General features: G+C 42.2%; 11 protein-coding genes and 5 pseudogenes. 8 read left to right on the top strand and 8 right to left on the bottom strand.

Annotated features, from left to right (window positions below):
- Positions 1-760: 760 nt before the first annotated feature.
- From AACQ83_RS18635 to AACQ83_RS18625, 3 genes and pseudogenes are all read right to left on the bottom strand, one after another.
- Positions 761-2089 carry an MFS transporter gene (locus tag AACQ83_RS18635; protein WP_112879108.1) on the bottom strand — a complete coding sequence of 443 codons (1329 nt, stop codon included), beginning with the start codon at positions 2087-2089 and terminating at the stop codon, positions 761-763.
- A gap of 234 nt (positions 2090-2323) precedes the next feature.
- Positions 2324-2545, bottom strand: a pseudogene (locus tag AACQ83_RS18630) (aminotransferase class III-fold pyridoxal phosphate-dependent enzyme); the annotation flags it as partial.
- Positions 2522-2726, bottom strand: a pseudogene (locus AACQ83_RS18625) (transposase); the annotation flags it as partial. The pseudogenes AACQ83_RS18625 and AACQ83_RS18630, both read right to left, overlap by 24 nt.
- A 142-nt stretch (positions 2727-2868) precedes the next feature.
- Here AACQ83_RS18625 and AACQ83_RS18620 point away from each other — a divergent pair.
- Positions 2869-3144, top strand: a pseudogene (locus AACQ83_RS18620) (ABC transporter substrate-binding protein); the annotation flags it as partial.
- A gap of 83 nt (positions 3145-3227) precedes the next feature.
- Positions 3228-4178: pseudogene (locus AACQ83_RS18615) on the top strand (Rpn family recombination-promoting nuclease/putative transposase).
- A gap of 456 nt (positions 4179-4634) precedes the next feature.
- Here AACQ83_RS18615 and AACQ83_RS18610 read toward each other — a convergent pair.
- From AACQ83_RS18610 to lsrR, 3 genes are all read right to left on the bottom strand, one after another.
- Entirely contained in the window at positions 4635-6101 is a 1467-nt protein-coding gene (locus AACQ83_RS18610; RefSeq protein WP_112879106.1) for a nucleotidyltransferase domain-containing protein, read from the bottom strand.
- Between the two features lie 611 nt (positions 6102-6712).
- Positions 6713-8305 (bottom strand): autoinducer-2 kinase, encoded by a 1593-nt coding sequence (gene lsrK, locus AACQ83_RS18605; RefSeq protein WP_112879105.1) that lies wholly within the window; start codon positions 8303-8305, stop codon positions 6713-6715.
- A 90-nt stretch (positions 8306-8395) separates the two neighbouring features.
- The gene (gene lsrR / locus AACQ83_RS18600) at positions 8396-9397 is read right to left on the bottom strand and encodes a transcriptional regulator LsrR (protein WP_112879104.1); all 1002 of its coding nucleotides are present in this window, start codon (positions 9395-9397) and stop codon (positions 8396-8398) included.
- A 231-nt stretch (positions 9398-9628) separates the two neighbouring features.
- Here lsrR and lsrA point away from each other — a divergent pair, with 231 nt between their 5' ends.
- The 6 genes from lsrA (at position 9629) to lsrG (ending at position 15498) form a co-directional block, all read left to right on the top strand.
- A complete protein-coding gene (gene lsrA / locus AACQ83_RS18595; protein WP_112879103.1) occupies positions 9629-11164 on the top strand; it encodes an autoinducer 2 ABC transporter ATP-binding protein LsrA in 1536 nt (511 codons plus the stop codon).
- A complete protein-coding gene (lsrC, locus tag AACQ83_RS18590) occupies positions 11158-12159 on the top strand; it encodes an autoinducer 2 ABC transporter permease LsrC (protein WP_112879102.1) in 1002 nt (333 codons plus the stop codon). The genes lsrA and lsrC overlap by 7 nt, the downstream gene beginning before the upstream one ends.
- Entirely contained in the window at positions 12159-13160 is a 1002-nt protein-coding gene (gene lsrD / locus AACQ83_RS18585; RefSeq protein WP_112879101.1) for an autoinducer 2 ABC transporter permease LsrD, read from the top strand. Before lsrC ends, lsrD begins: the two co-directional genes overlap by 1 nt.
- A 62-nt stretch (positions 13161-13222) precedes the next feature.
- The gene (gene lsrB, locus AACQ83_RS18580) at positions 13223-14242 is read left to right on the top strand and encodes an autoinducer 2 ABC transporter substrate-binding protein LsrB (protein ID WP_112879117.1); all 1020 of its coding nucleotides are present in this window, start codon (positions 13223-13225) and stop codon (positions 14240-14242) included.
- 68 nt (positions 14243-14310) lie between these two features.
- A complete protein-coding gene (gene lsrF / locus AACQ83_RS18575) occupies positions 14311-15186 on the top strand; it encodes a 3-hydroxy-5-phosphonooxypentane-2,4-dione thiolase (RefSeq protein WP_011147358.1) in 876 nt (291 codons plus the stop codon).
- Positions 15187-15198: 12 nt separating this feature from the next.
- Positions 15199-15498, top strand: coding sequence for a (4S)-4-hydroxy-5-phosphonooxypentane-2,3-dione isomerase (gene lsrG / locus AACQ83_RS18570; RefSeq protein ID WP_112879100.1), 300 nt, complete (start codon positions 15199-15201; stop codon positions 15496-15498).
- Between the two features lie 162 nt (positions 15499-15660).
- Here lsrG and AACQ83_RS18565 read toward each other — a convergent pair whose 3' ends face one another.
- Together AACQ83_RS18565 and AACQ83_RS24705 are read right to left on the bottom strand one after the other, a co-directional pair.
- Positions 15661-15831 carry a hypothetical protein gene (locus AACQ83_RS18565; protein WP_158537797.1) on the bottom strand — a complete coding sequence of 57 codons (171 nt, stop codon included), beginning with the start codon at positions 15829-15831 and terminating at the stop codon, positions 15661-15663.
- A pseudogene (locus AACQ83_RS24705) lies at positions 15803-15924 on the bottom strand (IS982 family transposase); the annotation flags it as partial. The gene AACQ83_RS18565 and the pseudogene AACQ83_RS24705, both read right to left, overlap by 29 nt.

Here is a 15924-nt window from a genome sequence, read left to right as displayed (position 1 = left end):
ATTAAAATAATTTCAAAAACAAATTAAGCATTTTAAAGATAAAACAGACCAATTTATATTTAATTATCAAAATATTATAATCATCTGTGAAATAACCCTTCGCCACAATAATAAAAGTATATACTAATTCCAAATACACTTATTCAAGAGGCATAAAATTACCCTGTGCATTCAATTATATCAAAATATAACGCCAAGCTAAAAATAATTCATAAAAAATTATTTTTCAACAATAAGACAATACCGCTAACGAATATACCACAAATAGATAAATACAAATTACATTTAACTTAATTACATATTGTTTTGTAATAATTATAACATGAAAAAAATATAAATGTTATTATATCCATAATCACCAAGAAACAATGAAAAATTAAAATAACTTAATTTTTCATTGTTTCATAATAATACACAGTGCAATCTATATCCTATTCAATAATATTTACTATCGCATAAATTAGATACCCTCCAATTTAAATAATTTAATTTTAAGATACCCTATATCTAATTCAAATTTTAAATATAAAAAATAACTTTTTCACTATGTATATTTATAACTAAATACCTACATTAAATTATTTATTAAAATCACAACAAACCAATAACAACATTAATTTAAACTTTATGATTGATATTATTTTAAAAATAACATGGATATTAACACTTATGATCCAACATAATATAAGACATTCTCCACCAAGTAATTAACAGCAAAGTATCCTCCTCATATTTTTATATTTAAATTGTTCAAGGTTAGCTATTTATGCCTTCTATAACTCACATCCTTAAATGTTAATGATAAAGCCGCTAAAATAGCTGGAATGGATAAAATGGCAAAAATAGTGCTATAACTTAATTCAAGCCTGATCAATTCTGCGCCAAATAAAGTACCGAAAATCCCACCAAATCTTCCAAATCCTAACATCCAGGCAACCCCCGTTGCCCTACAATGAGTCGGATAAAATTGTGCAGAGATTGATCCCATAGACGCCTGAGCGCCATTCATCGTTATCCCGGCAAGAAATATAAGAATACTCAATAATAATACATTTTCTTCCTGACCAATAAAAAAGACCAAAATACCAGCTAGGGCATAATTAGTTGCAACTACTTTATGAGGATTAATTCGATCCATTAACCAACCGGAAAAAACCGTGCTTATTACACCTCCCAAAGGAAATAATGCTGTCAATGTTGCAGCCATGCTAATACTGAAACCAACATCGTTCATTAAAAATGGCATCCAACTTGTCAGAACATAAAAAACCAATGCTCCCATGCAATAGGTTATCCATAACATTGTCGTCCCAACTAAGAATCGATTGGATAAAACCGTTTTAATTGACGACTTATGTATAATTTCTTCTTCATCAAAGGTAAACTTGTTTATATCATTTAAAGCACTACCGGTCATTTTAGACAAAATTCGTCTTATATTATTGTTATCCTCGGAACCACCTTGCAAAACCAAATACCTAAGTGACTCAGGTAATAGAGAAAAGAGAAATAGAGATAGAAATAACGGCAGAATACCCCCTAAAATCAAAACTCCCTGCCAACCAAAATGGGGAATAATCCATGCAGAAATTATCCCACCCACCGCTGCACCAAGAGGAAAACCACAAAAAACGATATTTATTAACAAAGATCGCCGATTCTCTGGTGCATATTCAGATATTAAAGTTATTGCATTTGACATTGCCGCACCAAGACCTAACCCAGTCAAAAAACGCAAAATAGTTAATGTCTGTATTGAATCTGCAACAGCGGTAGCAAGACTAAGCAGGCCAAAAACAGTAACCGATATTGTCAGCACTGACTTTCGACCAAACCGATCTGCAAGTGGACCAGAAAAAATCGAGCCCAACGATAACCCAAAAAGAGCGGCGCTCATAGTCGGCCCAAGAATAGCCCCTTCTACTTTAAAATCGTTGACCACTGCTGGTGCAATATACCCCATTAATACCGTGTCAAAACCATCAATAACAACAATTAAGAAACATAGAATTAATACCTGCCATTGAACTTTCGAAAATTTTTGATTATTAATAATATGTTGAATACTGACTGTTTTAGTGCTATTCACCTTGAACCACCAATGCCCAAAAATTCACTACTCTTAATTATAAAGATAAATTATCCGTTTAATAACAGATGTAAAGAAAATTTATTTTTAATGTTTTCTGTATTACTTTTATTTACATTCACATTATCACAATAAAAAAACATAATTGACGTTATTATTTTCAATTTATAACATTCCCATGAAATATTTCTATTGACTGACAGTCATGTCTTTAATTTAAAATCTCTGTCCTCTGGTGTGGGTAAACTGTTCCAGTTGTTCTCTGGCTGCCGCGATGACGCGCGGATGGCGGTGACCGATATTCACCACGGCAATACCGGCGGCAAAATTGATATAACGTTGCCTCTGAACGTCCCAAATTTCAGCGTCTTCCGCACGCTCCGCATAGATTTGTGTGGTCACGCCCACGCCTCTTAAAACAGCCGCACTGCGTTTATAGGGAATTATCACTTTTATTCCCTGACGTTTTAACCGGTTGTGTAATGAGTAATGAGTGGCTGGCGTAACCTTTATCAGCAATCACCGCTTTTGAACGCCGTTTCATAAAACCGTTTTTACGCTGAATACCCAGACCATCCAGCAGGCGTATTGCATATTGACTTTCGTGACATTGACCGGCACTGAGTACCACATTTACACAACTGGCAACTATACCCAATGGATTTCAAGATGCATCGCGACGGCAAGGGAGAGAATCTCCGGGAGCATAGCAAACTATGTGACCGGGGTGAGCGAGTGCAGCCAACAAATGAGGCAACTTGAAAGATAACGGGTATAACCAGAATACTGTTCGTCATAATAATAGTTCAGAGTCTGCATCTCTTGATGTCCATAAAGTTAAAAGTGATGTTGAATTTGATAGTATTCACGACTTCTTTAATGGATTAATTGACACAGCTATTGATGATAAGTTAAATCCCGATTTAACAGTCAATTGAGAAACCAAAGATAATAAAGTGTGGTTATTTCATTTAAGAGAAGGGATAAAGTGGTCTGATGGTTCTTCTATTACGGCCCATGATATGGTTTTTAGTTGGCAACGTTTAATTGATCCCGGGGTTTGAGGTGAATAGCCCCCTATATGAACATCTGTAGGGTGTGTTAAAGTTAAACTTGGAGTTTTAGGATATGATGAACGATGAAGAACACCACCACGCCTACATTGCATGATGCTATTTTTAAGCAGTTCTTGACACATCCAGATACCGCCAGGGACTTTCTGCAATTTCATCTGCCGCCGATGTTACTTAAAGTATGTGATCTGGAAACGCTGCAACTGGCGTCAGGGAGTTTTATCGAAGACGATCTTCGACCGTACTACAGCGACGTGTTGTATTCGTTGAAAGCAGGTAAAGGTGACGGCTACGTGTATTGTCTGATTGAGCATCAGAGTTCCCCGGATAAGCATATGGCGTTTCGGTTGCTACGTTATGCGATCGCTGCAATGTAACGTCATCTTGATGCTGGTCATAAAACGTTACCTCTGGTGATACCAGTATTGTTCTACCAAGGAAAAGTCAGTCCATATCCGTATTCAATGAGCTGGTTGCAGGAATTTGATGACCCTAAGCTAGCCAGCGAACTCTACAGTAAAGATTTCCCATTGGCGGATATCACCGTCATTGCCGACGACGAAATCATGAAGCACCGACGAATGGCCGGGCTTGAGCTGCTGCAAAAACACATTCGGCAGCGCGACCTGGCTGATTTGCTTGAGCAATTGGTCACATTATTGCTTGAAGGATACACCACTCAGGAACAACTGGTTTCTGTGATAAACTACATGTTGCAGGCGGGAGAATCCCACGACCCGACTGCTTTGTTGAATACTCTGGCATTACGCATGCCACAGCATGAGGAAGCTCTGATGACTATCGCAGAAAAACTCCGCCTTGAAGGCGAACAACGCGGGATTCAGAAAGGTATACAGTTGGGTGAACAGAAAGGTATACAGCTGGGCGAACAAAAAGGCCGTAAAGAGGAAGCGATTAAGATTGCCCGCACTATGTTGGCTAATGGTCTTGATCGCACGACCGTTATGAAAATGACTGGCCTTTCCGAAGACGAACTGGCGCAAATTCGCCACTAATTCTGGCACCAGTAAGAATCCCATTAAGGGCATTGGCTATATAATCATAATACGAGATCCCAATATCGGGATCTCAGGAATTCCTAATCAATTGTCTTAATTGCTCTTTTATGATTTTTCCACTTGCGTTTCTGGGTAAAGTTAAAAAAGTATATCCCTTAGGACGCTTATACCGCGCCATTACCGTACAAATATAATTTATTGCACTAAATAACTTTCCAAAATAGTGCTCCCTTCGTACAACTCCTTGTGTAGCAAGAGTTGTAAGCTACACATAGTTGAGTTATGAGTTAGTACGGTTTATCAGGCATCAGATTTGCACTGTTCGGATATTAATCGAATAGACCAACTGTATCGGTATTATGAAATTCTATTTAGCTAATGACTATGTTTAGATACGAATTAATAATTTACCCATCGTAATATTCTTAGCTGAAATAACTAGAATCATCCCGTCTATGAAATTGACTTCTCGACCTGTACCATATGTAATCTCTCTGCCACTATTTCACATGCGTCAAGTAATGAATAAAATAAGTTTTCTAATTCAGTTCGACTTCCAATAAGCAATTTTTGCTTTAGCGTGTTCTCACATTCTTTTAGGTTTTGCGTATATTTAATAATGTCGGTGAGAATTTCGTTGTCTCTGTAGTATTCCAAAACCTGAGTTTTCTTAGTTGGGTAGAAACCACCTTTCAGGATTTGCAAAGGTCTTAAGCAGCCGTGATCAGTGAGTTTCATCATCAATCCAAGCATATAATGTGCCCGATGTCCATATGTACCAGAAATCAGATAAGAACGAGCTATTTGCCTTATAGTAAATAGATTGTTGATAATGCCATATACATCACCTTTCAATGACGGTTTCATTTCTAAAGCAAGATTACCATAGACACGCTTAGTTCCATTGATGAGCGCATATGTTCTGAAACCAGGATATTGATGAACATTCGATGCACTATATACGGAGATGGATAAATCCTTGAACCTAGATTGTGTTGAGCGGATTGCTTCAAGAATAACAGTATCGACTTTATCCACGATAACAATAGAGTCTATATCTGAACCACTTCGCATATCACCTCGGGCAGCACTGCCGTGGAGATAAAAGGCTAATAATCTATCTCCAATAAACTGCTTTAAGAGAATAATCACTTGATCGATGAGGGGTTGTAATGAAAGAAGATTGTCTACTTTATCATGTGCCGGCACAATACGTGTCTCTGGGTACAAATGCTGCAATAATGTCGAATAGTACTCCGCGATTCCACTTAACCGTGCCGCAGCATCACGAAAAACATTAATATCAGACAAAAGTTCTTCTTCGAACTTTTGCCAAGATATATTGCAAGTGATCAACCAATTAAGGTCTTCTATTGGTGCTTTCAAAACATACGCGCTATCTTTGTGAATACAGGATAGCTCCGTTGATTCGAGCAGACGATATAGCCCCAATTCGGCATAGCGCATTGCCCAACCAAGCTGGCGTACTCCCCAAACGTGGGTCTTTGGCGTCAAGTTTCTGAGGTAGTAGAGACGCGCAATATGGGCAACGCTAAAGACTGCTTGTCTATATATATCAATATTCCCTTTGATATCAGGGAATACCACATCACCGATTTTTTCCGACCGTAAGAGCCAAGGATTCTTAGTAAACTGCCACATACAATGAGGCGGATAATACGATAACTCACTAATAGTAAGATAATTTAGGGTAAACTCAAAAAACTCCGCCTGAAGGTATCTTAGTGATGTAATACAACCTGTGACGAAATTATCAGCTACAATCACGTAAAAATGCCTCACACACCGAGAAGAATAATCAGGTTGGCGGAGATATGAATCAGTTTCCACAATACCAAGAAGATTCTCTCCAAAAACTTCTAATGCGGACTGAATAAAATAGTCAGTTCTTGCATCCATATAAATTTACTCTTTGACATCAGGGCATGTCGCAAAAGGCCGGGGTATTACAGCACACGAGATAATAATTGTGATAACTGCTAAGTTGATTTTTTTGAATTAGCTTATACAAGGTAGCTATTAAAAAGTAGTTTAATTACTTATATCAGTCAAGAAAACTAATTCGATTACTGTCACAATAGGAAATAGCAATAAGGTAATTTTTCAAAATAGTAGATAGTTTAAAAAGAACCTAATCCAACTTTTACAACCTGATTAATAAGCAAGAATCGAGACTGAACTCTTTGTTCCTGTATACCTATTTCACCACCAGTGGAATAAAATCGAACAATTGAGCAGTCTCTGCATGAAATTCTACGGATAAATTAATTAACAATAACAACTATACCCTATGGATTTCAAGATGCATCGCGACGGCAAGGGAGTGAATCCCCGGGAACATAGCAAACTATGTGACTGGGGTGAGCGAATGCAGCCAACAAAGAGGCAACTTGAAAGATAACGGGTATATCTTTAATGATTATGATTCAGACATAAGAATATTTGGTGCACAAGGCGTATATCAGCGCAAGCACACCCAACAAACCATCAGCAAATCAACCGGTTGAAAGTTATAATCCCGGCGCCTTCCATAATGACGTAGTCAAACCATGATCGACCAACGTTAATTGATCGGCATATATCGCCTGCCAGTTCTGTTTAGCCTTTTGATACACTTCATAATGTTCAGGATTTGGCTGATATTCATGTTGCCAACGCACCAGTTTCTCCCCTGTGTTCTCCATTGCATCATAAAGCCCAACCCCCACTCCGGCAGCAATTGCACAGCCTAAAGCGGTCGATTCTTTAACCATCGGCACCCGAACCGGCAGCCCTGTCACGTCAGATAAAATCTGGCTCCATAATTTTCCTTTTGAACCCCCACCAGCGAATACCAGTGAATCCGGTTTCACTGCCGAAAAGGCAGAAATCAGATCCAGATTACAGGCCGAGACAATCGCTGCGTTCTCTTCCAACGCACGAAATAGGGTCGCTTTATTGCATTTCTCAGGATCAATGGAAAGGTTAATAAAGGAAGGCGCAGCGTGATACCAGGCTTTAAACCGCATCACATCAGAGAAAATTGGCATGATACCGTAAGCGCCTGCCGGGACTCTGGCCGCCATGTCTTCCAGTAAGCTATAAGTATCAACGCCAAGACGCTCCGCCAACAGCTTTTCTTCCGCGCAAAATGCATCTCTAAACCAGCGCATGGTTAAGCCAGTAAAGAAACTAATGGACTCCGCTTGAACCATGCCGGGAATAACATGAGGGTTTATCCGTGTATTCATATTTGGGTCAGTGACCGGTGCCGGCAAATTGACAACCTGCTGCCAGAAAGTACCGCCGATAACGGCGGTCTGGGCAGGTTTTACAACACCTAAACCAAGACAACCAAGTTGTACATCACCACCACCCATAATGACCGGTGTACCAACATTCAGTCCACATTGAACAGCGGCTTTCTCAGTGATGTAACCTAACAAGGTTCCAGTCTCTTTTACCGGCGAGAGAATATCAGAGCGCAATCCTGCCATCTCAAGTAGATCGGGACGCCAATCACGGCTCACCAGATCCAGCATACCTGTCGTACCCGCATTGGAGGGATCAACAGCCAATTCACCACTGAGCATATTTGCCAGCCAGTCGCTGATCATGGTTAAAGCGGCCGCCTGACGATAGATATCCGGGCGATGATGAGCAAGCCATAACAGACGAGGCATTGCACCCAACGCTAATGTTTGCCCTGAACACTGATACACATCATATTCAAAAGTGCTGTCATACAACGCCTTCAATTCACTCACTTCTTGGCTGGAACGCGCATCCACATTAGCACAAGCCCAGATCGGCTCACCATCGCGGTTATAAAGCACGATCCCTTCCCGCATAGAACAAGAAGCCACCCCCTGAATAGCACTGGCGGGCAATTGCGCGGTTTTTAGCGCCTGGCGAATACATTGGCAAGCAAGCTGCCAGTTCGTCGCTAAATCAAACTCCATTGAACCCGGTACATCAGGTACAGGCTGATGTATCCATTCAGCCTGCCCTGCGGCGATCTGATTCCCTTCAAGATCAAATATCACTGCACGAACACTCCCTGTTCCTGCATCAAGCGCCATCAGATATTTTCCCGATGGATTAGCACTACGGCGTTGATTCATGATGCTATCCTCAGTTTAATTACTTTTTGAACTTATAGCCTTACCTCAAATTTTTTCTGCTTACTTTCACGGATAGAGTAAATATAGGGTTCAGCGCAGCAAATTCAGCATAGCTTTGGCAGTCTGTTCTTCCGTCACCAATCCATTGATATATTGACCATTCAGCGCAGCAATAATGGCTTCCGCTTTCTCTTCCCCTCCCGCAACGCCAATCACTGTCGGGATAGTTTTCAGCTCCGGCATGGAAATACCTATCAGCTCCTGATGAATCTGCATATCCTCCACCAGCTCACCATCAGCGCACATAAAATAGCCAAGGATATCGCCCACAGCGCCTTTCCGACCAAACATTAGCTGTTCACCACCACTGATATAACCAGAACGCATAATTGTCGCCTGCTGTTTCTGATTAACTGCGCCAATACCAACGATAGCAATATCAGCCGCACAAGCCGCTAGCAAAACATCTCGGACACTGCTCTCCTGACGAAATGTTTCAGCAACCTGAGCAGTGGAAGCTCGTAATGGGGCGGGGATAATATTGATTGAACAGGCTGCATCCAGTTGACCAATACCGGTCATATAAGGACCGACGCCACCGGATAATGTGACAAGCCTAATTTGTTGTGATGAGATAAAACCACTTAAATGTTGCAATGTGCACATGGTGGTCTCGCCAAACCCCACGGCCAATAATTGCTGCGGTTCAATCAATGCCATCAACAAATGTGCCGCACCAACCCCCAATCTGGCACTAAGATTCATATTCGCCAGCGCAGGCAAAACGCGTACCTGTTTCAAAGAGAAATGTTTTTGCAGGGTATCTTCCAGCGCCAAACACCCCTCGTAACGAGAGTTAATTTGTACCCGAATGACGCCTGATTGCCGCCCTTTTTCCAGTAATCTGGAAACTTTTAACCGGCTTAAACCAAGCAAATCGCCGATGTCACCTTGTGTCAGGCCATCGTGATAGTAAAACCATGCAATACGCGCAAGCAGCTCTTCTTCACTCATGCTATTACCCGGATAGGTGTCCTCAGACAATACATTTTTCTCTTTAGCTGATTTTTCTTTCACTGATTTTATCGACATAACCACTTTCTTTTATCCGCACTCAACAGATAACCATTAAAACGTATAACACGCCAGAGTTTTACCGCAAAAATTTGAACACAATTCAATGAATATATAAATTTTTCACAAAGTGTGATTTAAATATTGCCAAGTTCACAATTTAACAGCTACCATGTTGAACAATTGTTTTTTAAATATATAAATGTTCATTTTGTTTGCCTCCGCACCTGCATGTAAGAGGATGCCGCGATGTTACATAACAACACCGCAGTACCACCGCTATTAGAAGTCAGTGGCGCCAGTAAGCAATTTTCCGGCGTAATGGTACTGAAACATATTGATTTTACGCTGTTTCCAGGGCAGATACATGCTCTGTTAGGAGGTAATGGCGCGGGCAAATCAACACTGATGAAGATTATTGCCGGTATCGAACAGCCGGATAAAGGCACGCTCAAGATTAGCGGTAATCATGTTAGCCATCTTAATCCCACTAAAGCCCATCAACTCGGTATTTATCTGATACCACAAGAACCATTGCTATTTCCGAATTTGTCTGTACAGGAAAACATCCTGTTTCGTCTGCCAAAGCATCAGGTAGATAAGTCTAAAATGAAACAGCTATTGGCATTACTTGGCTGTCAATTAGATCTACATGTCAGTGCTAGCAGCCTTAATGTTGCCGATCAACAACTAGTCGAAATTATGCGTGGCCTGATGCGTAATTCGAAAATCTTAATCCTTGATGAACCTACCGCCTCCCTAACACCAGTAGAAACCGAACGCCTATTTGCCCAACTCCGCGGGTTACAACAGCAAAGTGTCGGCATCATTTTTATTTCCCACAAAATCCCTGAAATTTACCAATTAGCGGATCAAGTCAGTGTCATGCGTGACGGCAGTATTGCTTTAAGTGGCAAAATCCACGATTACACAACCGATGATATTATTCAGGCCATTACACCAATCACAAAAAATCAGCCATTAAATGGCACCCCAAAATTGGGCCTGGATCTTAACAATAACCAGCACCAGACAGTACCTGATCGACCAATACTGACAGTCACCAAACTGAGCGGCGAGGGTTTCTGCAATATCACCTTCTCAGTGAAACCTGGTGAAATTCTTGGCTTGGCCGGAGTTGTTGGTGCAGGCCGTACAGAACTGGCTGAAACACTTTATGGTCTGCGCCCTGCGATATCCGGGGAAATCAAGTTAAAACAACATCCTATTAATGGGCTAAAAACTGCTCAACGTCTGGCTCAGGGTTTGGTTTATTTGCCGGAAGATCGACAGTCATCAGGATTATTTCTGAATTCATCACTCGGCTGGAATATCTGCTCACTAACCCACAACCGCAATACATTCTGGATACGTCCTGCCTATGACACAGCGGTACTTGAACGCTATTGCCAAATCCTAAATATCAAATTCAGCCATATTAACCAACCGATCAAAACGCTGTCCGGCGGTAATCAACAAAAAATTCTGATTGCTAAATGTCTGGAAGCTCACCCCGCAGTCCTTATTATTGATGAACCTACACGTGGTGTGGATGTCGCGGCACGCAATGATATTTACCAACTGATTCGTCATATCGCCCAACAGCAAGTGGCGATTATTTTTATTTCATCGGATCTGGATGAAGTGGTTCGAATAGCTGATCGGGTATTAGTCATGCATCAGGGAGAAATCAATGGCGAGTTAACTAAGCAACAAATGGATGTTGACACCATTATGCATATCGCCTTCGGCGAACATAAACCACAACAGGCGGCATCATGTTGAAACTTATCCAGAATAACCGAGAAATTACCGCATTGATTGCCATTCTCTGCCTGTTTGGCTTACTCAGTGTTATCGACCACCAGTACTTTAGCTTACAAACTGTTACCCTCGTTTTTAGCAGTGCGCAGATCCTTATCTTGCTTGCAATGGGGGCAACACTGGTCATGCTGACTCGCAATATTGATGTCTCTGTCGGCTCCATTGCCGGCTTATGCGCGGTCATTATGGGAATGTCACTGAATGCCGGCTTTAGCCTGCCCGTTTCCTGCCTGTTGACTCTTCTGCTCGGCATGTGTGCCGGATTCTTCAATGGCGCGCTGGTCACCTGGCTGAAAATTCCCGCGATCGTTACCACCCTCGGCACGTTGGGGCTTTACCGTGGGCTGATGTTATTGCTTACTGACGGTAAATGGATTGAAGGCTTACCAAGCGAATTAAAGCGCCTTTCCGCACCTTTATGGCTCAATATCTCACCTATCGGTTGGCTGTTAATGATCCTGATATTAGCAATGGCGTGGATACTAGCAAAAACCCCATTTGGCCGGAGCTTTTACGCCACAGGAGACAACCTGCAAGGCGCTCGTCAACTGGGCGTTCGTACAGATAGCATTCAAATTATCGCCTTCTCCGTGAATGGTGTCATGGCAGCGCTGGCCGGAATTGTTTTTGCTTCCCAAATTGGTTTTATCCCAAATCAGACTGGCAGTGGGCTGGAAATGAGAGCTATCGCAGCTTGCGTGCTAGGCGGTATCAGTCTGCTTGGCGGCACCGGTACAGTGATCGGCGCTATTTTAGGCGCATTTTTCCTGACGCAGATAAACAGCGGATTAGTATTACTAAAACTCCCTGCCTGGTGGAATGATTTTATTGCCGGATTTGTTCTGCTGGCGGTGTTGATTTTTGATGGACGCCTTCGTTGTGCCATCGAAAAAAATATCCGCCAACAAAAATATGCCCGTTTCCTCAAAAATGACAAAAGTAATCAGGTGACATAATGAATATCGGTCAACGTTATGGCTGGGAATTGGCCTTAGCCGCATTACTGATTATTGAAATTCTGCTATTTGGCATAGCAAACTCGCGTATGCTGGACATTAATATATTGTTGCTGAGTACCAGTGATTTTATCTGTATCGGGATTGTGGCCTTGCCACTGACTATGGTTATTGTGAGTGGGGGTATTGATATTTCATTTGGCTCAATCATTGGTCTGTGCGCGATATCACTCGGAGTAATGAATCAGGCCGGTATTCCAATGGCCGCCGCTATTCCACTGACGCTATTAGTCGGTGCAATATGTGGAATAATCAATGCAGCACTCATTTTATATACCGGCATTAACCCACTGGTTATCACACTCGGTACCCTATATCTGTTCGGTGGCAGTGCCCTGCTGCTTTCCGGCATCTCCGGTGCAACCGGTTACGAAGGTATTGGTGGCTTTCCACAAGCATTGACTGATTTTGCCAATTTGACTGTGTTTGGCCTACCCATGCCATTGATGCTATTTCTACTCTGTCTCCTTATTTTCTGGCTGTTCATGCATCGTACCCACAGTGGACGCAATATTTTTCTGATTGGACAAAGCAGTAAAGTTGCCCGTTACGCGGCAATTCCCATTGCCCGAACCCTATATCTTCTCTATACCCTGACCGGCATAGCTTCTGCTATCGCCGCTATTGTATTAGTTTCCTATTTTGGATCAGCGCGTTCTGACCTTGGCGCATCCTTTCTGATGCCGGCAATCACTGCGGTAGTATTGGGCGGAGCCAATATTTACGGTGGTTCAGGTTCAATCATCGGCACCGCGCTGGCTATATTATTAATTGGTTATTTACAACAGGGGTTACAGATGGCCGGCGTCCCCAATCAGGTATCCAGTGCCCTTGCCGGCGCCCTGTTGATCATTGCCGTGGTAGGACGTTCCATCAGCCAGCACCACCACCAAATCCGTGACTGGATACAGCGATGGAGAAATCAGAGATTGTCTTCATAAACCTACAGATTGAATTTTATGACATTACAGTCCCTCTGAAACCCAACAATATGGAGAGAGTAATGAAAACACTAATCCTGAAAAAACTGGCTCTAATTAGCCTATTAAGTCTGGCTTGCGCCTCTTGGGTCCACGCCGCCGAAAGAATCGCTTTCATCCCTAAACTGGTCGGTGTCGGCTTTTTTACCAGTGGCGGTCAAGGTGCGGTAGCCGCCGGGAAAGCTTTGGGTGTCAATGTGACCTATGATGGGCCAACAGAACCCAGTGTTGCCGGGCAAGTCCAGCTTATCAACAACTTCGTGAACCAAGGCTATGACGCTATTGTGGTCTCTGCGGTTTCACCGGATGGTCTGTGCCCTGCGTTGAAACGAGCCATACAACGGGGAGTAAAAATTCTAACCTGGGATTCAGATACTTCGCCGGAATGCCGTTCAATTTATATTAACCAAGGAACGCCAAACCAACTAGGCGGAATGCTGGTGGATATGGCCGCCAATCAGGTGCAAAAAGAGCAAGCCAAGGTCGCGTTTTTCTACTCCAGCCCAACGGTAACTGACCAAAACCAATGGGTAAAAGAAGCTAAAGATAAAATTGCCGCAGAACACCCAGGTTGGGAAATTGTCACGACTCAGTTTGGTTATAACGATGCAACCAAATCCTTACAAACCGCAGAAGGGATTTTAAAAGCCTGGAGTGACCTGGACGCCATTATTGCCCCGGATGCCAATGCCCTGCCAGCCGCGGCACAGGCAGCAGAAAATCTGAAACGACAAGATGTTGCGATTGTGGGTTTCAGCACCCCCAATGTCATGCGCCCTTATGTTGAACGCGGAACCGTCAAGCAATTCGGGCTATGGGATGTTGTTAATCAAGGCAAAATTTCAATCCATGTCGCTAATGAATTACTCAAGAAAGGTGATTTAAATGTCGGTGATAAACTAGATATTCCCGATATTGGCATTGTTGAAGTTGTACCAAACCGCGTTCAGGGTTACCGCTATGAAGCCAAAGGAAACGGTATTGTTGTTCTGCCTGAACGGGTCATTTTCACCAAAGACAATATCAATCAATACGATTTCTAATACTACTGTCCAGCAATCTCTGCCATGCAGGGTTGCTGGACCAATGTAAGTGAGTTAGGAGAAGAAAAATGGCAGATTTAGATGATATTAAAGATGGCAAAGATTTTGGTATTGATATCCCACAGAAGAACAGCCTGTTTGAACTGAAAGGTTGCGGCGCACTGGATTGGGGAATGCAATCACGACTTTCACGCATTTTTAATCCCAAAACCAATCGAACGGTGATGTTGGCTTTCGACCACGGTTATTTTCAGGGGCCAACAACCGGGCTTGAACGCATCGATATCAATATTGCTCCACTATTTCCCCATACCGATGTCTTAATGTGCACCCGTGGTATTTTGCGTAGCCAAGTTCCACCCGCGACCAACAAACCTGTGGTCTTGCGTGCTTCCGGCGCCAACTCGATTCTGACGGAGCTGTCCAATGAGGCGGTCGCGGTTGCGATGGAAGATGCTTTACGCCTGAATGTCTGTGCAGTAGCTGCTCAGGTCTATATCGGCTCTGAATATGAGCATCAATCAATTAAGAACATTATCAAATTAGTCGATCAGGGAATGCGTTACGGTATGCCAACGATGGCAGTTACCGGCGTTGGGAAAGATATGGTTCGGGATCAGCGCTATTTTTCTCTGGCAACGCGAATTGCGGCCGAAATGGGCGCGCAAATTATTAAAACTTACTATGTCGATACTGGCTTTGAACGTATTGCCAGTGGATGTCCAGTTCCTATTGTGATTGCTGGTGGTAAAAAGCTACCAGAAAAAGAAGCATTGGAGATGTGTTATCAAGCCATTGATCAAGGGGCTGCCGGTGTTGATATGGGCCGTAATATATTCCAATCCGAAGCACCGGTTGCCATGCTAAAAGCGGTTCAAGCCGTTGTACATCAGAATGAGAATGCCAGCAAAGCTTACGAGTTATTTTTAAGTGAAAAACAATAAGGAGAAATTGAGATGCACGTAACTTTGGTTGAAATTAATGTTAAGCAGGACAAATTAGACGAATTTATTGAAATTTTTCGCCTTAATCATCTGGGATCAATTAAAGAAGCAGGCAATTTACGTTTTGATGTATTACGGGACGAAAATATCCCTACCCGCTTTTATATTTATGAAGCCTATGTTGATGAAAAAGCGGCTAATGCACACAAGCAAACCCCTCATTATCTGAAATGTGTTGAACAACTTGACTTTCTGATGTCTGAACCAAGGAAGAAGAGATCGTTTATTGGTGTGATGCCAGAAATAAAATAAATATACCCGTCATCTTTCAAGCTGCCTCTTTGTTGGCTGCACTCACTCACCCCGGTCACATAGTTATCTATGCTCCCGGGGATTCGTTCCCTTGCCGTCGCGATGCAGCTTGAAATCCATAGGGTATAGATAAATTTCATTCTGTAATCCATTGAATAAATATCAATACTTCTCTTTTTCTTTTTCTTTTTCTTTTTCTTTTTCTTTTTCTTCACTATAAGGTTTACCCATAGTAAGAAGACAAGAATATGCAATTGCAAAAAATAAAGCACCAAACCGGATTGAGCTATAATCATAAATAACCTCAGCTTCGTTTAAAAATAGCGATATCACAATCCCGTAAATTCAAGCTCGGTTTTTTAGGTTGGAATGTATAAGCAATTAAGCCCGCGACGATTTCCAATAAAAAACCGAGCTGACTGCGGT

Source organism: Photorhabdus sp. S10-54 (assembly GCF_963878145.1).
GTDB classification, from domain to species: Bacteria; Pseudomonadota; Gammaproteobacteria; order Enterobacterales; family Enterobacteriaceae; genus Photorhabdus; species Photorhabdus kayaii.
Note: the sequence above shows the minus strand (reverse complement) of the source record. Positions and strands in the feature narration are given on the sequence as shown.